Below are 17,149 nucleotides of genomic sequence, written 5' to 3'. Positions count from 1 at the left end.
CACACCATAGGAGGCGCCGCACACGCTGTCGGCATCCGCGGAGAGCAGTTTGTTGATGAAGCCTTCCATCAGTTCGCGCAACAGGTCCGGGCTCGCCTGAGACAGGTGCTCGTGCAGGAACTGGGCAGGGTCGATACTGGAGCCAGCGGTCATCGCGGTTTCCTTCTTCGAGTCGGTTGTGAGAGATCACTCGAAGGATCACCCGATGACCGCGCTCACGTCTCCACGCCACGCGTCACCGAGATCTCGTCGTACACCACTCTGCTGGACTCAACTGTTGATGTGTCTCGCAGCTCAGGACTGAGCGGTCCCGGCGGGGGTTTCGTTCCTGTCGACGGTCCGCTGTCGTTGTCGACGCACGTGCTGGTAATGACCGGCTTGCCTGCAGCAACCAGCAACCAGCAACCAGCAACCAGCAGGCGCAGTCAGTGGTCGCGGGGCTTGGATGTGTCGGCTGAGCTGAGGGCACATCGCCAAGCTGACCAGCTGGGATCCGGAAGCAGGGGCGCACCCCCAGGCGCGAGCTGGGGCCGGTAGTCGACTGGCCGAGCGGAGCTCACTGCAGAGCGGAGCCAGGGTCGGGGCTTCGCGATGGCGGTACCGCTTCGGTCGCCAGCAGGCGCGGACGCGTGCCAATGCTCCGATGTAGTTGGCTCGATCTGGCGGGCGTCCGCGGCGCGGCATCGGCCGCCGGTTCGAGCCACATGTTGGCGGTGGGCGCCGGCGGTGGAACTCGACCTGCACTCGGCATTGCTCCGTCCTCGGTTTGGCCCGTGTGTGCCAAGTCTTCGTCATCCTACGAAGGGGTGAGCCCTGCAATCCGGCCGGACGCAGGGCCCGCCTCCATTGGCGACTTACCGCTCGCGGATCGCGCCGAGCGACGCTTTCGGTCCGTTGGAGCGGCCGTCCGAGGTCCTGCTTGTCTCGGGTGGCGCCAAGGCAGGTCGTCCCACCGTCAGCTTTCGGGGCTCCTAGTTCGAATCGTGGGACGACCTGAGCCGCAACAGATAAGTCGACAAATCCATCAAGCGGTAGATCGCTCGGGCGAATGTTTCACGGGAAACATTCGCCCGACGGTACGCCGGGTGCATTCCGATCCGCAGCATCAAGCGAGGGGCAGCTTGGAGCGGAGCCGTGGGTGGTGTTCGACGGCAACGAGTTCACCAGTGCGGATCACTGACCGGCGGCCCTGGTGTTCCGCGTGGCTGGCGCATAGACGTGACGTGCGGTCCACGCGAACTGTGACGGAGGCCCGCCCTTCCGTCGCCGCCTCGTCGCGTCACGCATCTAGGTGAACCTCGCGCTGCTCGCTGATGGCCTCGGTGCGCAGAGTGGCTGGGGATGCGGGCAGCGTTGCGGTTTGGGTTCAGAGCCATGGTTGGTGATACGCCCGGCCGAGTCGGGAGGCTACTCAGAGAATCAGGTCGAGGATGGGTGAGTGACCACAGCCGTGACCGGGGCAGAACGACCTACGCTGAACGACCTCGGCAGAGCGACCTGGGCAGAGCGCCGAAGGAAGGGCTGAGCAGCCGGACCGCTGGACAACCTGAGCAGCCGCTTCAACGGTGGGCTGGGCAGTCAGGTCGAGGGGTGCGGCCGAAGGCGTCGGGCTGAGTGGCCTAGGGCCAGGTCGTGGCGACCCCGAGTGGGTGGGCAAGGCGCAACTGGCGAGGCAGGTGGGGTGGCCCTGGCCGGGGAGCCAACTGGGACTGAGGCGATGGGTGCGACGAGGCGGGTGTGACGCGGCGGCGGGGTGCGGCGATGGGTGCGACGAGGCGGTGGGGTGCGGTGGTGAGGCGCGGGCGCGGCGGTGTCGGTGGGGTGGGCGAGGGGAGCGGGCCGGAGGGCAGGGGTCTAGGGAGCGGGGGTTAGTTCGTGGGTGACCTTGCGTTCGGCGTAGAAGGAGAGGAAGGGGATGGTGCCGGCTAGGGCCACGAGGATGAGTTTGCCTAGGCCCCAGTGGACTCGGCGGCCGAGGTCGAGGGTGGCCAGGAGGTAGACGACGTACAGGAAGCCGTGGAGGGGGCCGATGACGTTCATGGCGGAGGGGTTGTCGGCGGCGTACTTCATCGGCATGGCCAGGCACACGAGCAGCAGGAGCATGACGCCGACGATGTAGGCGATCACCCGGTAGCGCTTCAGGGCGCCGGCCACGTCAGCGGTGGCGGTGGGCCGGTTGGCGGCGGGGGCCGGAGTGTGGGCGGACTGAGCGGGATCCACGGGAGAGGTCACGTCGAAACGGTACCGCTTGTGCTTCAGGAGTCGACGACCTGGTCGGCACCCCTGCAGCCTCGGCGCCGTTGTCGTCGACGGCGGCAGCAGTGGCTCGAGCTAGGACGCCCGCCGGCCGTGCAGGGGACCACGAAGTCCGAGCACACTGCAGGCGCGAGTCTGTGGATCGCCTTTGTGGAGGGGCTCATTCGGTGCCGCGACGATCGCTCGCGCATCGCCCCCGGATGCCCGGGGTCGTCCTTGAAGAACGGCAGGTGAAAAGGGCCGAGAAAGTCAGTCGGCCGAGGTATCAGGGGAGGCAGGCGCCGAAGAAGCTGGGGCCGAAGAAGCTGGGGCCGAAGAAGCTGGGGCCGAAGAAGCTGGGGCCGAAGAAGCTGGGGCCGAAGAAGCTGGGGTCGAAGGCGAGGAAGCCGGACCTGGAGCTGGAGGAGTCAAAGCTGAAGGAGGTGAGATGCCGATGGGACTGCGGCCGGCGTTGGTGGTGCGGTGGGTATCTAGGAGCATGCGGAGCCACATGAAGACGGCGAAGGCGGCGAAGATCCACCACTGGAAGGCGTACGCGACGTTGCGCAGGCCCGCGTGGTCGGTGGGTGGTGCGGGCGGTGGCACCGCGGCGGGACCGGCGGCGACCGGTGGGGTGGCGGAGGCCTGGACCACGAAGGCGTCGTACAGCTGGTAGTCGACCAAGTCGACCATCGTGGGGATGCGCAGCGACGGAAGGATGCGGCTGGTGGCGGCCGCTCCCGACGAGTCCTGGGCCTCGGACGCGATCACCGAGCCGACGACCTCGACTTGACCTGACGGAGCAGCGGCGGCCGGGTCCGTGGGGGTGGGCACCCAGCCGCGAACGATCAGGACGGCACCGGAGGCCTTATCGCCCGGCGTGGGCGAGAGCATGAGTGGCGTGATGACCCAGAAGCCATCGCGGTCGCCGTTGCGCCGATCGGAGACGAACATCTGGTCCGCGGCCGGGCCCCACGTGCCGCGCACGGATACGCGTCGACCGACGGCTTTTGCCGGCAGGCCCGCGTCGACCGCGAACAAGCTGTCCAGGGGCACGGGAGCAGCAGTGGCACGTTGCGCCGTGGCGGACGCGGTCTTCGACTCGTAGACGTCGTACTGCCAGATGCCGAGCTGGATCATGACGCCCGCGACCACCAGAACGACCGCGAGCAGGGAGAGCCACCGCACCGTCAGGGCGGTTCGCCACAGGGGGCGGCTGGCGCCGTCGCTGGTGGCGGGCTCCGTCGGGCGTTCGGTGGCTACGTTCACGAGATCAGAAGTTCAGCGATTCGGATGCGTTCACCGGGCTGCTGCTGCGGCGAGCAAGTCACGGCAGAGTACGCCGAGCTCGAGGCCGGCGGCTTCGGCGGCCAGCGGCACGAGCGAGGTCTCGGTCATGCCCGGGGCCACGTTCACTTCGAGGAACCACGGAACACCATCCGCATCCACAACCAGATCGGACCGCGAAAGGTCGCGCAGTTTCAGCGCCTGGTGTGCGGTGATGGCGGCGGACGCGCAGGCTGCTGCGACGGACTCCTCCAGCCGAGCCGGTACGACGAACTGGGTGGCGCCGGCGGTGTAGCGAGCCTCGTAGTCGTAGAAGCCCGAGTCCGGCCGGATCTCGACGGCGGGAAGCGCGTGCGGTCCGTCGCCGGTGTCGACCACGGTGACGGCAACCTCGGTGCCCTCGATGTACCGCTCGATCAGGGCGACCGGCCCATAGGCGAAGCAGTTCACCATCGCCGAGGGCAGTTCGCTGGTGGAGCGCACGATCGATGCGCCCAGCGCCGATCCGCCGCGAGCCGGCTTCACCACCAGTGGCAGGCCGATGCGGGCGATCACCGCCTCCATCAAGGTGGTGGCGCCCAGTTCGCGGAAGGTGTCGTGGCCCAGTACCACCGACGGCGGCGTGCGCAGTCCGGCCGAGGTGACCAGCGTGCTCGCGACGGGCTTGTCGAACGCGGTCCGGCAGGCCTCGGCGTCGGCGCCGACGTACGGCACGTCGTAGAGGTCGAGGACCTGGCGGAGCGCGCCATCCTCGCCCGTGACGCCATGCAGCACGGGGAACACGGCGCTCGGCCGATCGGACTGAAGCCGCTCGACCAAGGTGCTGTCCACATCGCGCAACTCGACCTCGATGCCGACACTGCGCAGCGCCTCAGTGACGCGACGGCCCGAACGCAGCGAGACATCGCGCTCGTGCGACAGCCCGCCTGCCAGGACCAGAACTCGTCCCAGATCACTCACTGAAATTCCCCGATCAATCATGGGCGACTCCGGCGGGGTTGCCGGTCCCGAGGCCCTCCGAACCGTATCCGGTCCGTCCTGCTGCCACGGTCCGGTGGGCCACCAGTGTGCCCGTCGGGCGCGCGGGTCCGTACCCCGGCGCCGAAAACTTAACTGAGCTCCGGCCCTGGGGCGTCGTAATCCCGCCCAGCGCCGGGCGGCAGCGGGCCAAACGTCTCACGAAGCTCGAACTCCTCCTCGATCACCGCGGCAAGGCGCGATACACCTTCGGTGATGCGAGCCGGGGTCGGATGACAGTAGGACAACCGCATGCACTGCGAGCCGAAACCGTCCGCGAAAAAGGCCGTTCCGGGCACGTAGGCCACCCGGTTCGTGACGGCTCGCGGCAGCATCGCCTTGGCGTCGAGGCCCGCGGGCAAGGTCAGCCACACGTAGAAGCCGCCGGCCGGCCTGGTCCAAGTCGTTGCGGCAGGCATCTTTTCCGTCAGCGCCGCGAGCATTGCGTCGCGGCGTTCCCGGTACATCTCCTGGAACTGCTTGACCTGCCCGAGCCAGTCGTGGCGGCTCAGGTAGGAGGAGATGGCGAACTGGCTGAAGACAGGTGGGCAGAGCGTCGCGGACTCCTGCGCGAGCACGAGTTTCTCTCGAACGGCGTGGGGCGCTACGGCCCAGCCAACGCGGAAGCCGGGCGCGAACGTCTTGGAGAACGAGCCGAGGTAGATGACGCCCTCGCCGTCGTCGGCGCGAATCGCGCGCATGGGTTCGCCGTCGAAACCGAGCAGACCATACGGATTGTCCTCGAGGATGAGGATGTCCTGGTCCTGGCAGATCTGGAGTACCTTGCCGCGGCGTTCGAGCGACAGCGAGATCCCGGCGGGGTTGTGGAAGTTCGGGATCGTGTAGAAGAACTTCACCTTCTTGCCGGCCGCCTTCACCGCGGCGATGGCCTGCTCGAGAGCCTCCGGCTGGACCCCGTCGTCGTCCATCGCGACGTGCACGACCTCGCACTGATAGGCGCGGAAGACGCCGAGCGCACCGACGTACGACGGTGCTTCGCAGATGACGACATCGCCCGGATCGCAGAAGACCCGGGTGACCAGGTCGACGGCCTGCTGGCTGCCCACGGTCACGACCACGTCGTCGGGATGCGCCTCGATACCTTCCAGGCGCATCACGTCGCAGATCTGCTCACGAAGCACCGGATCGCCCTGGCCGGAGCCGTACTGCATGGCGGTCGGGCCGCTGTCGAGCACCAGGTCCCGCACGGCGCCGCTGACCACGTCGAGCGGCAGGCCGGCGATGTTCGGCATGCCACCGGCGAGGGAGACCACCTCAGGCCGGCTGGCGACGGAGAAAAGTGCTCTGATCTCGGATGCCGTCATGCCCTTGGTACGTGCGGCGTACCGGTCGACATAGCTGTCGAGACGGGTTTGCCGGACGTCGGGCAGGTCGGGCTTCACGAGAACGCTCCTTGAGGCGGGGAAGTCTCAAGGCTACGCCGATCCGTCCAGCAGCGCCCGCGCGCCCGGACTGCCGATCGTCGCAGCCTCTCACTACCATGCCTTATAGCGGCGGAAATCCTCCGGCAGCCGACCGGCAGCCGAGACGGCTGCGGACTCGCTGGGGGATCCGGGCGCCGCGGAAGGGCGGCAGAAGCGGAATGAGCGTGGTGAAGGTGTTCGGCTGGATACTCGGCGGGCTTGCGCTCGGCATCTTGAGCGGCTTCGCCGGTGAACTGCTGCGACGGCAACCGGCTGCCAAGGTTCAGCAACGCTATGTAGCGCCGGAGGCGTCGGAAAGCACCGAAATCCAGACTCCGGCCCCAGCCACCACCTGAAGGACCAGAGGGTCTGATGGCACGCCGGGTCGCCGCGTTGACGCTCGACACTCTTGCCGAGCTTCCGCTGCCCTGCCGCTCGTGTGTCTTTTGGGAGCTGGACGCGGTCGCCGGACGTGACGCATGTCGCAACGGCGACACCGGCCTCGAGAAGGAAGCCTGGCTCTCTCAGATCCTCCTCGACTGGGGCAGTGCCGGGACCGTCCTGTACGTCGACGACGCGCTGGCGGGCTTTGCGATCTACGCGCCGGCTAGTTACTTGCCACGCGTGCAGGCCTTTCCGACCGCTCCGGTCAGCCCGGACGCGGTGGTGCTCGCGACAGGCCGCATCCTGCCGCGCTATATCGGTCTTGGGCTCGGCAAGGTTCTCGTCCAGGCGGTCGCGAAGGACGTCATGAAGCGGGGCTTCCGGGCGCTGGAGGCCTTCGGCGATTCGCGTTGGTCTCAGCCCGGTTGTGTCTGGCCAACGGACTTCCTTCAGGCGGTCGGGTTCACGGTCGTACGCGAGCATCCTCGCCATCCACGTCTGCGCCTCGATCTCCGGTCCACTGTCACCTGGCGCAGCGACGTGGAGGCGGCAGTCGAACGCCTGATGGGTGCGATCCGCCCCGAGCCGGTACCACCCGTGCCGGCCGCCGTACGCGATGGCATGACGCCGATCGAAACTGAGTAGCCGGATGTCCGCGCTGCTCGCTGAGATCGTCATGGTGGTCCACGGAGCCATGTTGGTGTTCTTCGTGGTCGGCGGCTTCCTGGCGTGGAAATGGCCGAAGCTGATCTGGCTTCACCTCCTGATCGGGCTGTGGAACATCACGATCGTGCTGGTGGACTTTCCTTGTCCGGTGACCGCGGTCGAGAAGCACCTTCGGCGCGATGCGGGCCAAGTGCCCTACGAGGGCGGCTACATCAAGCACTACGTGGACGGCACGGTCTACCCGGCCGGTCACACGTGGCTGGCTGAGATCATCGGGTTCGCACTCGTAGTGATCTCCTATATCGGTTTCACGTGGATCATGCTGCGTCGCCGTCGGCGGCGGCGTGCTTCGGTCACTCCAGCCTGATCGGGCCGGGGTTCAGGGCAAGGTCAGTGGATTCCCCGACGCGGCCCGGTGCAGCAATGCCCATACTGGGCACGTGGCCAGAACCGAACTGCGCGCGCAGAACCTCGGCGAGAACCCGGTCGACGCGTACATCGCGCGCCTGGACGCTGCCCTGCTCGGGCCGCGCCGTAAGAAGGCCGATCTGCTCACCGAGGCGAGAGACGGTCTCGTCGACGCTACCGAAGCCCTGGAGGCCGAAGGGCTCAGCCGGGCGGAGGCAGAGCGCCGGGCGATCGACGAGTTCGGTGAGCTGCGCGAGATCCTGCCTGACTACCGGGCGGAGCTTGGCTATGCCCAGGGCCGGCGCACCGCGGTTCTGATGGCCGCCGCGATCATCATCCAGCCGATCGTGTGGCTCGAAGGCACCTGGCAATGGAACCGCGATGCCTATGAAGTCGGACCAGTGCACAGCTGGCTGAACCGGTTTGTGGAGCAGGCCGGTATGGCGGCGTTTGTCCTCGCCGTTCTCGCGCTGCTGGCGACGGGCATCGGCCTGCGCTATCCGGCTGTTCGCGCTTCGGTGACGAGGTTGACGGGTCTGGCCGGGCTCTTGAGTTGTGGGGTCATCGGCGGACTGGGCGCGGCGATGGCGGTGATCGGAGCGCAGAACCTCGTCGGGGCGCTGGTCAGCCTCATGTGGGTATCGCTCTTCGTCCTGTTGCCACTAAGCGCAGTCGCCGTCTCGGCCCGCCGATGCCTGCGCCTCGCCTGAACCAGCCCTCGCGCCGACGCGACTCATTGAGCCCGTCTAGGCGGACCTCCAGCGCCTAGAGCCGACAGCACTGACGGTGGCCCAGAGGTCGGCGGCAGAGGTTACGCCTGGCCGGGGCGGAGGACGCCGTCCATCACCTTGCGGAACGTCTCCCACTCGGACTTGCCCGCGGCGAGGGAGGTCCGGCCGGCCGACGTGAGCTTGTAGGTACGGCGTTTGCGCCCGCCCACGGAACTCCACTCGCTTGCCAGATAGCCGGCCCGTTCCAGCCGTCGGAGCGCCGGATACAGCGTTCCGGTCGGTAGATCCACCTCGCCGCCGGTTCGCTCGATCAGGGCCTCCATGATCGCGTAACCGTGCAGGGGCTCGTGCTCCACCACCGACAAGATCATCGGGTCGAGATGTCCTCGCAGCGCGTCCGCCTTCATGTAGGCAGTCTACCCATGGAGATGTTAACGTCGGTAGACGACATGTAGACGACCTACATGTAGCCAACGCGAACGACGAGCAGGAGGAGTACCGATGACGGCCGATACGGCAGTCCAACCGCCCGACCCAGGCCGCTCGGGACGAGCCAACGCCGACCACAGCCAGACGGACCAGCAGCGACCGGATGGCACACGACCCGATGGCACGCAGCCGAGCGGCAGCGGTCCGACTGGTACCGGTCCGGGTGGTAGCGGACCAACCAGCGCCGGGGCGGGTGATAAGAGGCCGGAGCTGTTGCATCGGGTGGCTGGCTGGTCGATGCGTCACGCTGGACTGGCGGTGGCGCTGTGGGTGCTGACCCTGGTCGCCGTGACGCTCGGCTCGAGCCTGATCGGCGACGACTACCGCAACGACAACTCGCTGCCGGGGACTGAGTCGCAGCGGGTGGTGGATACGTTCCGCGAGCACGCGCCGCAGGGATCGCCCGACACCGTCCAGATCGTGCTGCACGACCAGGGTGGACTGGCGCAGCCGACCACGCGAGCGGCCGTCACCGCGATGCTGGCCGAGGTTCGCAAGCTCCCGCATGTTGCTGCTGTGGCCGACCCGTACGCCGCTCAGGGGTCGATCTCCCGCGACGGGACCACCGCGTACAGCACGGTGGAGCTGGACGCCGCCGGCACGGACATACCGGTCGAGGACATGCGCGCGATCATGATCACCGCCCAGCGGGCCGCGACCGAGGGCCTGCAGGTGGAGCTTGGTGGCGACCTGATTCGAGGTGCCATCGAGAGCGAAGGCGGCGCGTCCGAGGGCGCGGGTCTGCTGGCCGCGCTGGTGATCCTGGTGTTCCTCTTCGGCTCGTTGCTGGCGGCCAGCCTGCCGCTGTTGACGGCCGTCTTTGCCGTTGGCAGCACGCTCGGGCTGCTCGTGATGGCGTCGCATCTCGTCAAGATCCCGGACTACACCGCGCCGGTGATGATGCTGGTCGGCCTGGGCGTCGGCATCGACTACGCCCTGCTGATCTTCTCCCGGTATCGCGGTGAGCTGCTCAAGGGACAGTCGCGGAACGAGGCTGCGAGCACGGCTCTCGACACGGCGGGGCGCTCGGTCATGTTCGCCGGGTGCACCGTGGTGATCGCCTTGCTCGGACTCTTCGCACTGGGACTCGGTTCGCTGCAAGGGCTTGCGCTTGGTGTCACTCTCACCGTGCTGATGACGATGTTCGCCGCGGTCACTCTGCTGCCGGCGCTGCTCACCCTGTTCGGACGGCGCATCGAGGGGCGGATTCGCAAGCGGGCCGAGAAGTCCCGGCGCGAGAGTGGAGCGGGCTGGCGCAAGCTGGCAGCCGCCGTACAACGCGCGCCTTGGCTGGCGCTCACCGTTGCCACCGCGGCGTTGGTCCTGCTTTCGCTGCCGGCGCTCGGCATGCGGCTTGGCTTCGCGGATGCCGGCACCGACGCGCCGGAGAAGACGAGTCGCAAGGCGTATGACCTGCTGGCACAGGGATTCGGCGCTGGCTTCAACGGTCCGCTGATCATCGTTGCTGAGGGCAACAGTGCGGCCGTTGCCGCGGTCAGCAAGGCGCTGCCGGGCACCCCGGGCGTCGCCGCCGTGACGGCACCGCAGACGCTGCCGGACGGCAAGGTCTCCACTCTGCTGCTCTTCCCGACGTCCGCGCCCCAGGATGAGGCGACGAGCGAACTGGTCGATCGGCTGCGGACGTCGGTGCTTCCCCCGATCTCGGCGCAGACTGGAGCGACCTACTTCGTTGGTGGCGCGACGGCTGCGGCCGACGACTTCGCCGGCGCGGTGAGCAGCAGGCTGCCGATCTTCGTTGGCGTTGTGGTCGGGCTCTCGGCCTTGCTGCTGCTGGTCGTCTTCCGGTCGATACTCGTTCCGCTCAAGGCCGCGTTGCTCAATCTGCTCAGCATTGGGGCCTCGCTGGGGGTGATCACCCTGGTGTTCCAGGAGGGCTGGTTCGGCGCGCAGCCGGGACCGATCGAGGCCTTCGTACCAGTGATGATCTTTGCCATCGTGTTCGGGCTGTCGATGGACTACGAGGTCTTCCTGATCTCGCGGATCCATGAGGAATGGCGGCGCACCGGCGATCCGGTGCAGTCGGTTCGCGAAGGCCTGGCGAACACCGGCACGGTGATCACGGCGGCCGCGGCCATCATGATCGTGGTCTTCGGCGCCTTCCTGCTCAGCCCGGACCGTATGTTGCAGCAGTTCGGCCTGGGACTGGCCGTGGCGGTGCTGCTGGATGCGCTGGTGATCCGCTGCCTGATCGTGCCCGCGATCATGCGGCTCTTCGGCAACCGCGCATGGTGGCTGCCCCGCAAACTCGACCGGGTATTGCCCAAGATCGCCCTCGAACGCGACTGACATCGGTCGCACCCCCTTCGCGATGCGCCCGCTCCTCCTGGACCTGAACCAGGGAGGGCGGGCGCATCCAGTTCGTCGTACAGGGAAAGTACGGGCGAGCTAGGCGGCGTGTACGGCGATCTGCAGGGCTGTGGACAACGCCGGTCACCCCGCCACACAAACGACCCGTCACACAAAATGACGGCACGACAAAATGACGGCACGACAGAATGACCGCGGCAGGAATCGACCGGCGCCACATAAAACGACCGCCGCCCTGGCGCGAAAGGCCAGGGCGGCGGTCGTCGTACAAGCAGTTTCACGTGGAACCAAACCGCCGGCTTTCAGACGGTGAGCTGGCCCAACCGCAGCATGCCGGTGGCCGCGTCCTGGTCCGGCGGCAGATAGACCCGCTGAATGGCGACCACGATGGCCTCGGCGACGACGTCCCGGAAGGCCGGATCCGCCAGCCGCGACGCGTCGTGGTGGTTCGTCACATACCCGATCTCGAGCCGCACAGCGGGCATCTTGGTTCGCCGCAGCAGATCCCAGGTCTTCGCGTGCGTTCGGCAATCCACCAGATCCGTACGAGCCACGATCTCGCGCTGCACCAACCCGGCGAACTGCTCGCCCACGCTGGACGAGGCGCCCTGCAGATCCGCGCCGTAGTAGTACGTCGCGACGCCCTGCGCCTCCGGATTCATCGAGCCATCCGTATGCAGGGAGACGCACAGGTTCGCGTCGGTCTCGTTCGCGAAGGCGGCTCGGGCCAGTTCGTCCGGGCCCTGGTCCCGCCCGCGGCTCAGGTACGCCCGAACGCCGGTGGCGCCGAGGCGGCCCTCGATCCGCGAGGCGAGGTCGTAGGCCACGTCGGACTCACGTAGGCCGAGGCCTTCCCAGCCGTAGTCGAAACCACCATGACCGGGATCGATGACAACAGTCTTGCCGCTGAGCCGCGGTCCAGCCGCGCGAACGGCCTCCGAGGCGCGCAGGGCGTCCGGTCGGCCACCAGTGGCCATCGGCTTGATGCGCTGCAAGGCCTTGAAGGTCGACGGGCCACAGGTGCCGTCGGCGGGCAGGCCCATGTTGCGCTGGAACTCCATCACCGCGCGCTGGGTGTCGAGCCCGAAGATGCCGTCCACCCGCGCCACCGCGAAGCCGAGCTCCTGCAGCTTGGACTGCAGCGCGAGCACGTCGTCGCCTGTGAGCGGGTGCGACACCACATTGGTCAGCAGGCGATCGCCGAGACGCCAGCGGGCGTCGTCGATGGCCCGGTAGGTCTGCGGGCCGACGATGCCGTCGACGCTCAGACCTCGTTGTTGCTGGAAGCCCCGCACGGCGTGCGCGGTCGCCTCGTCGTAATAGGACCGCGGGGTCGAATCCAGCAGCCCGAGCCGCTGGAGCTTGCCGATGATCTCGGCGACAGCTTCTCCGCTGTCGCCGAGCCGGTACACGGTGGCGCCGTGCGAGGCATCCATCAAGTTACTGCTCCTGCCGTGCTGTGTGGCGGAAAAGAACAGACTAGGACGTGAAGTCTGCCAGTTCCTTCAGCAAAGCGGCCTTCGGCTTCGCGCCGACGATCGACTTGGCCAGTTCGCCGTTCACGTAGACGTTGATGGTCGGGATGCCGGTGACCCGGTAGTTGCTCGGGGTGACCGGGTTCTCGTCCACGTTCATCTTGAGGAACGTCATCTTGTCGCCGTGCTCGCCGGCCAGCTCCTCGAGGATCGGGGAGACCTGACGGCACGGGCCGCACCACTCGGCCCAGAAGTCCACCAGCACCGGCTTGTCGCTCTTCAGCACGGTGGTGGCGAATTCCTCGTCGGTCACGGCGTTCATCTTGTCGCCCACGGCGATCTCCTTCAGTTCGGCTACTTCAGTGAGGTGAGGGAAAAGTCAGACGGAGACCGCGACCGCGGAGGTCGAGGTGGCCTCGGCGTGCTCCAGCGCGGCGATGAAGCGCTCGGCGTCCAGCGCGGCGGAACAGCCCGTGCCCGCGGCGGTGATCGCCTGCCGGTACGTGTGGTCCACCAGGTCGCCGGCGGCGAAGACGCCCGGCAGGTTGGTCCGGGTGCTACCGGTCTCGACGAGCACGTAGCCCTCCTCGTCCAGGTGCACCTGGCCCTTGACCAGCTCGGAGCGCGGGTCGTGACCGATCGCGATGAACAGGCCGGTGGCCGGCAGCTCCCGCTCGGTACCGGTGACGGTGTCGCGCAGGGTCAGGCCGGTCAGCTTGTCGGCGCCGTGGATCTTGGCGACCTCGGAGTTCCAGGCGAACTCGATCTTCTCGTTGGCGAAGGCACGCTCGGCCATGATCTTCGAGGCGCGCAGCTCGTCGCGGCGGTGCACCAGCACCACCTTCTTGGCGAACCGGGTCAGGAAGGTGGCCTCCTCGATGGCGGTGTCACCACCACCGACGACCACGATCTCCTGGTCGCGGAAGAAGAACCCGTCGCAGGTCGCACACCAGGACACGCCGTGGCCGGACAGCCGCTCCTCGTCGGGCAGGCCCAGCTTGCGGTAGCCCGAGCCCATCGCCAGGATGACGGCCTTCGCGCGGTGCTCGTTACCCGCGGAGTCCTTGACGATCTTCACGTCGCCGGTCAGGTCGACCTCGACGATGTCGTCCGGGATCAGCTCGGCGCCGAAGCGCTCGGCCTGGGTCCGCATCTCGTCCATCAGCGCCGGACCCATGATGCCCGCCGAGAAGCCCGGGTAGTTCTCCACCTCGGTCGTCGTCATCAGGGCGCCACCCGCGGTGACCGATCCCTCGAACACCAGCGGTTCCAGCTGGGCACGCGCGGCGTACACCGCGGCGGTGTAGCCGGCCGGGCCGGAGCCGATGATGATGACGTTGCGAACGATGGCCTCGCTCATGCGCGGTTTCCCTCAGGTTGTCGAGACGGTACGTCGTACTCAACGGATCCTAGAGGCCGACCATTCCCACGGTACCCACCCGTGTGGAACGGCACGCGACCGCGCCTCAGCGGTTCCGCAGCGTGACGGTGGTCCGGGCCAGGATGTCGCTCGCGCGGCTGCCGGTGTCACAGCCCGTGACCACGAAGACACGGATGTCGCGGGGCGACGCGGCCTGCAGGCCGATCATCGTCGCGCGGGTGCCCTCGTAGCGGATCGGCTGGACCAGTTTCACGTTGCTCAACTGCTGGCCCTTGGCGAAGTTGCGGGCGCAGTCCACCTCGGCCGGCGACCCGTTGATCAGCGGCGCCGAGCTGGCCTCGAGCCACTTCTGCGCGGTCGAGTCCAGCCGCTCCGAGCTGATCACGGGCTGGCTCGTCGGCAGCGTCGAGGGATCGGTGATGCCCGCGGCGCCTTCCTGGGACTGGTCGGCCGTCTTCACCGCGACGGTGATGCCGGCGCCGAGTACGACGACGGCGGCCGCCGCAGCGAGCAGCATCTTCGGCCAGTGCCGATGCGGCTGTTCGCGGAATTGGGCCAGGGAGTGGACTCCGACCGTGGAGGCGCGCAGCACCGACTCCGAGACCAGCACGGCGTCAAGGTGCTCGGCGACGTGCGTGGGCATCGGAATGTCGGTACGGCCTTCATCGGCCAGGTCTTCGCTCAGTTGCACCAACGCGTCATAGAGCTGCTGGCAGTCGGGGCACGCCTTGACGTGCTCGCGGGCCAGGTGCGCCTCGTTGGCGGGCAGCAGGTTCTCGATCAGGTCGGCGATCGTGTCCGTGTCCAGATGCTCGAGGTGCTCACTGGTGGGCAGGCCTGGATCGGTCATCGGAAACTCGCCTCCTCACGGGAGGTACGGCTAGTGGTCATTGGTGCGGGGCTCCGGTCGGCGCGGCAGATGTCACGGGTCTGCGACTCTGCTACGACGGGTGGCCGCGTCATTCGGTTCCCGCCGATTCGGAGACCGATTCAGGGACTGATTCTGGGACTGATTTAGCGATCGAGGCGGAGGCAGCGGAACCGTTCTTCTCCACTTGCCAGTGCTTGAGCAGCGGCAGCAGCTTGGCGCGGCCACGGGCGCAGCGGCTCTTCACCGTGCCCGGAGCGCAGCCCAGGATCGCCGCCGCCTCCTCGATCGAGTAGCCCTCCATGTCGACCAGAACCAGGGCACTGCGCTGGTCGACGTTGATCTGCTTCAGCGCGTTCAGTACGTCGAGACGACGCTCGCGGACCTCGGCGGCGTCCTCCTCGACAGGTCCGGCCAGTTCGGCGGCGCGGTCCTCGTCCTCGGGCAGCGGGTCGGCCGCGCGCACCTGGCGGCGGCGGATCCGGTCCAGGCACGCGTTCACCACGATGCGGTGCAACCAGGTGGTCACCTTGGCGTCGCCGCGGAACGTATCGGCCCGGCGGAACGCCGAGATGAACGCGTCCTGCAGCGCGTCGGCCGCTTCCTCGGGCTCGCCGAGGGTACGGATCGCGACCGCCCACATCCGGTCCCGGTGCCGCCGCACGATGTAACCGAAGGCGTCCGGATCCCCGGCCACATGCAGGCGGAGGAGTTCGTGGTCCTCGCGGGCCTCGTAGCCGACCGGCCCAGCCGCGTCGGTGCCCGTCATCTCCGAGGTCATTTCTGGATCGTGACCTCCGCGATCTCGCCCACGAAATCGCCGTCGTCGGCCTTGGGCAGGCTGGTCAGCCAGACCAGCACGTACCGCGACTTGGTGCCGGGATCCAGCTTGACCGAGGCGGATTCACCCGCGTCCTTGACCGAGCCGACCTTCTTCCAGTCGTCCGGCTTCTTGCCCGGCGTGGCCGGGTCTTCGGCCGGAATCCGGATGTCGAGGCTGGTGCCGTCGCCGACGAGCGCGAGGTTCACCTGGGTGACGTCCTGGACCGAGCCGAGGTCGTAGTAGATACCTACGCCCTCCTTGGTGCCACCCAGGTCCGGGCGTTTCTTGTACGACATGGTGTCCCAGGTGGTCTGCAGGTCACCGTCATACGTGTTCGGTACGTCCTTGGGGTGCTCGTCGCCGCTGCCGTCGGGCTTCGGGTCGAAGTCCTTCGCGTCGACGATCTTGAGCTTCTGCGCCGGCGGTGGCTGGTTCACGCTCGGCTTGGGCGAGCTGCCTGCGCCCTGCTCGTTCTTGAACGCGTCCTTGGCCAGGAACTGCGCCATCGCGACCACGGACAGCAACGCCAGGATCGCCAGCAGGATCAGGATCCGGCCGCCCCAACCGCCCTTGGCCTTCTCCTCCGGGGCGCGACGCCTGCCCCCGGAGCCGTTGGCGCCATTGCCCATCGCCGCGCCGCTCTCCGGCACGGGCCCCTGCCGACGGCGGACCGGACGCGCGTCCGGTCCAGGCTCGTACGGCGGCCGCGGTGTGCTGTTCGCGGGCGGACGGGTGTAAACCGGGTCCGGCTCGAGCGCGGGGGCGGCGACGTTCGGCACCATCACGGTGGCGTCGTCGACGCTGCCGTTCTGCTGCGCGATCGCGACGGTCTCGTCACTGAGCTGGCTCGGGGGTTCGTGGGAGCTGCCGATCACGCCCGACAAGGCGGCGGACAGCCCGGCGGCACTGGTGATCGGCGCCGCGTGATGCCGGGGCGGATCGCCGAGCAGCCGGTCGGAGATGTCGTCGAGCGACCGGGGCACCCCCGCGCGGACCTGCCGCGGGGTGAGCAGCCGGCCGTGCTCGAACGGGGCGGGCTGCAGGCCCCAGGCCGCGGTGGGCCCGGGCCAGCGGCCGGTCAGCGAGGCGAACAGCACCTGGCCGAGCGCGCGCACGTCGTCCTCGGGTGAACCGGGACCGGCGGAACGCAGCGCGGCCTCGGTGGCCACGCCGACGACCTTGATGGCGCCCGCGTCGGTCACGACCACGGTCGCGGGACTGATGGCGCCGTGCTGAATACCGGCGCGGTGCAGGTGCTCCAGCGCCTCGGCCACCTCGCGGGCCAGCCAGCCGGCCTGCTGACCGGTGAGCGGTCCGGCGCCGAGCATGCGCTCGAGTGGACGGCCGCCGGCCCATTCTCGTACGCAGTAGGTGGTGCCGTCATGAATGTCGCAGTCGAGCACCCGCAGGAAGCGCGGATCGTTCGCCGCGGCGGCCCGGCGCGCGGCGTCGAACAGCGCATCGGTCCGCTCGTCCTCCGCGGACAGCACGTCGACCACGACGGGTCGGCTGAGCACCTCGTCTACCGCTCGCCAGACCCGGGCACCGTCGATCTCCGCCAGCAATTCGGCGATCCGGTACCGGCCGGCGAGCAGAGCGCCTGGGCTGATCGTCTGGTTCGACACCCTGTACC

16 protein-coding genes and 1 pseudogene are annotated in these 17,149 nt (G+C 68.1%); 5 read left to right on the top strand and 12 right to left on the bottom strand.

Annotated elements, in window-relative coordinates:
• From ACFFGN_RS13105 to ACFFGN_RS13085, 5 genes and pseudogenes are all read right to left on the bottom strand, one after another.
• A pseudogene (locus ACFFGN_RS13105) lies at window positions 1-153 on the bottom strand (IS256 family transposase); the annotation flags it as partial.
• 1,701 nt (window positions 154-1,854) lie between these two features.
• Entirely contained in the window at window positions 1,855-2,232 is a 378-nt protein-coding gene (locus ACFFGN_RS13100) for a DUF3817 domain-containing protein (protein WP_380046965.1), read from the bottom strand.
• 273 nt (window positions 2,233-2,505) lie between these two features.
• Window positions 2,506-3,504, bottom strand: a complete 999-nt coding sequence (locus ACFFGN_RS13095) for an SURF1 family protein (protein WP_380046963.1) — start codon at window positions 3,502-3,504, stop codon at window positions 2,506-2,508.
• Window positions 3,505-3,534: 30 nt separating this feature from the next.
• Complete coding sequence (locus ACFFGN_RS13090; protein ID WP_380046961.1) at window positions 3,535-4,482, bottom strand: D-alanine--D-alanine ligase family protein; 948 nt, start codon at window positions 4,480-4,482, stop codon at window positions 3,535-3,537.
• 149 nt (window positions 4,483-4,631) lie between these two features.
• Entirely contained in the window at window positions 4,632-5,942 is a 1,311-nt protein-coding gene (locus ACFFGN_RS13085; protein WP_380046958.1) for an aminotransferase-like domain-containing protein, read from the bottom strand.
• A gap of 200 nt (window positions 5,943-6,142) precedes the next feature.
• Between ACFFGN_RS13085 and ACFFGN_RS13080 the strand changes: the two genes are divergently transcribed.
• The 4 genes from ACFFGN_RS13080 (at window position 6,143) to ACFFGN_RS13065 (ending at window position 8,131) form a co-directional block, all read left to right on the top strand.
• The gene (locus tag ACFFGN_RS13080; RefSeq protein ID WP_380046956.1) at window positions 6,143-6,319 is read left to right on the top strand and encodes a hypothetical protein; all 177 of its coding nucleotides are present in this window, start codon (window positions 6,143-6,145) and stop codon (window positions 6,317-6,319) included.
• Between the two features lie 16 nt (window positions 6,320-6,335).
• Window positions 6,336-6,992: a GNAT family N-acetyltransferase gene (locus tag ACFFGN_RS13075; protein ID WP_380046954.1), complete on the top strand. Its 657-nt coding sequence runs from the start codon at window positions 6,336-6,338 to the stop codon at window positions 6,990-6,992.
• Between the two features lie 4 nt (window positions 6,993-6,996).
• Window positions 6,997-7,380 carry a DUF2784 domain-containing protein gene (locus ACFFGN_RS13070; RefSeq protein ID WP_380046952.1) on the top strand — a complete coding sequence of 128 codons (384 nt, stop codon included), beginning with the start codon at window positions 6,997-6,999 and terminating at the stop codon, window positions 7,378-7,380.
• Window positions 7,381-7,453: 73 nt separating this feature from the next.
• Window positions 7,454-8,131: a permease prefix domain 1-containing protein gene (locus ACFFGN_RS13065; protein ID WP_380046950.1), complete on the top strand. Its 678-nt coding sequence runs from the start codon at window positions 7,454-7,456 to the stop codon at window positions 8,129-8,131.
• Between the two features lie 101 nt (window positions 8,132-8,232).
• Here the strand turns inward: ACFFGN_RS13065 and ACFFGN_RS13060 are convergent, their stop codons facing one another.
• Window positions 8,233-8,559: a PadR family transcriptional regulator gene (locus ACFFGN_RS13060; protein WP_380046948.1), complete on the bottom strand. Its 327-nt coding sequence runs from the start codon at window positions 8,557-8,559 to the stop codon at window positions 8,233-8,235.
• Window positions 8,560-8,878: 319 nt separating this feature from the next.
• Here ACFFGN_RS13060 and ACFFGN_RS13055 point away from each other — a divergent pair, with 319 nt between their 5' ends.
• A complete protein-coding gene (locus ACFFGN_RS13055; RefSeq protein ID WP_380046946.1) occupies window positions 8,879-10,948 on the top strand; it encodes an MMPL family transporter in 2,070 nt (689 codons plus the stop codon).
• Between the two features lie 323 nt (window positions 10,949-11,271).
• On the opposite strand, the gene ACFFGN_RS13050 is transcribed toward ACFFGN_RS13055, so the two are convergent.
• From ACFFGN_RS13050 to ACFFGN_RS13025, 6 genes are all read right to left on the bottom strand, one after another.
• The gene (locus ACFFGN_RS13050; RefSeq protein ID WP_380046944.1) at window positions 11,272-12,405 is read right to left on the bottom strand and encodes an N-acetylmuramoyl-L-alanine amidase; all 1,134 of its coding nucleotides are present in this window, start codon (window positions 12,403-12,405) and stop codon (window positions 11,272-11,274) included.
• Between the two features lie 43 nt (window positions 12,406-12,448).
• On the bottom strand, window positions 12,449-12,778 hold the full coding sequence (gene trxA / locus ACFFGN_RS13045; protein WP_380046942.1) for a thioredoxin: 330 nt from the start codon (window positions 12,776-12,778) through the stop codon (window positions 12,449-12,451).
• Window positions 12,779-12,823: 45 nt separating this feature from the next.
• Window positions 12,824-13,804, bottom strand: a complete 981-nt coding sequence (trxB, locus tag ACFFGN_RS13040; RefSeq protein ID WP_380046939.1) for a thioredoxin-disulfide reductase — start codon at window positions 13,802-13,804, stop codon at window positions 12,824-12,826.
• A 106-nt stretch (window positions 13,805-13,910) separates the two neighbouring features.
• Window positions 13,911-14,675 carry an anti-sigma factor gene (locus ACFFGN_RS13035; protein ID WP_380046937.1) on the bottom strand — a complete coding sequence of 255 codons (765 nt, stop codon included), beginning with the start codon at window positions 14,673-14,675 and terminating at the stop codon, window positions 13,911-13,913.
• Between the two features lie 109 nt (window positions 14,676-14,784).
• Complete coding sequence (gene sigM / locus ACFFGN_RS13030; protein WP_380046935.1) at window positions 14,785-15,474, bottom strand: RNA polymerase sigma factor SigM; 690 nt, start codon at window positions 15,472-15,474, stop codon at window positions 14,785-14,787.
• A complete protein-coding gene (locus ACFFGN_RS13025) occupies window positions 15,471-17,141 on the bottom strand; it encodes a hypothetical protein (protein ID WP_380046933.1) in 1,671 nt (556 codons plus the stop codon). The genes sigM and ACFFGN_RS13025 overlap by 4 nt, the downstream gene beginning before the upstream one ends.
• Window positions 17,142-17,149 lie beyond the last annotated feature (8 nt).

Source organism: Kribbella deserti (assembly GCF_042434725.1).
In the GTDB taxonomy this organism is placed as follows: Bacteria; Actinomycetota; Actinomycetes; order Propionibacteriales; family Kribbellaceae; genus Kribbella; species Kribbella deserti.
This window is presented reverse-complemented; position numbering and strand designations above follow the sequence as displayed.

Coding starts and splice junctions, on each gene's coding strand:
- ACFFGN_RS13035 (WP_380046937.1), bottom strand. CDS start 14,675: ATGACCGATCCAGGCCTGCCCACCAGTGAGCACCTCGAGCATCTGGAC.
- trxB (WP_380046939.1), bottom strand. CDS start 13,804: ATGAGCGAGGCCATCGTTCGCAACGTCATCATCATCGGCTCCGGCCCG.
- ACFFGN_RS13055 (WP_380046946.1), top strand. CDS start 8,879: ATGCGTCACGCTGGACTGGCGGTGGCGCTGTGGGTGCTGACCCTGGTC.
- ACFFGN_RS13060 (WP_380046948.1), bottom strand. CDS start 8,559: ATGAAGGCGGACGCGCTGCGAGGACATCTCGACCCGATGATCTTGTCG.
- ACFFGN_RS13075 (WP_380046954.1), top strand. CDS start 6,336: ATGGCACGCCGGGTCGCCGCGTTGACGCTCGACACTCTTGCCGAGCTT.
- ACFFGN_RS13050 (WP_380046944.1), bottom strand. CDS start 12,405: ATGGATGCCTCGCACGGCGCCACCGTGTACCGGCTCGGCGACAGCGGA.
- ACFFGN_RS13080 (WP_380046956.1), top strand. CDS start 6,143: ATGAGCGTGGTGAAGGTGTTCGGCTGGATACTCGGCGGGCTTGCGCTC.
- sigM (WP_380046935.1), bottom strand. CDS start 15,474: ATGACCTCGGAGATGACGGGCACCGACGCGGCTGGGCCGGTCGGCTAC.
- ACFFGN_RS13070 (WP_380046952.1), top strand. CDS start 6,997: ATGTCCGCGCTGCTCGCTGAGATCGTCATGGTGGTCCACGGAGCCATG.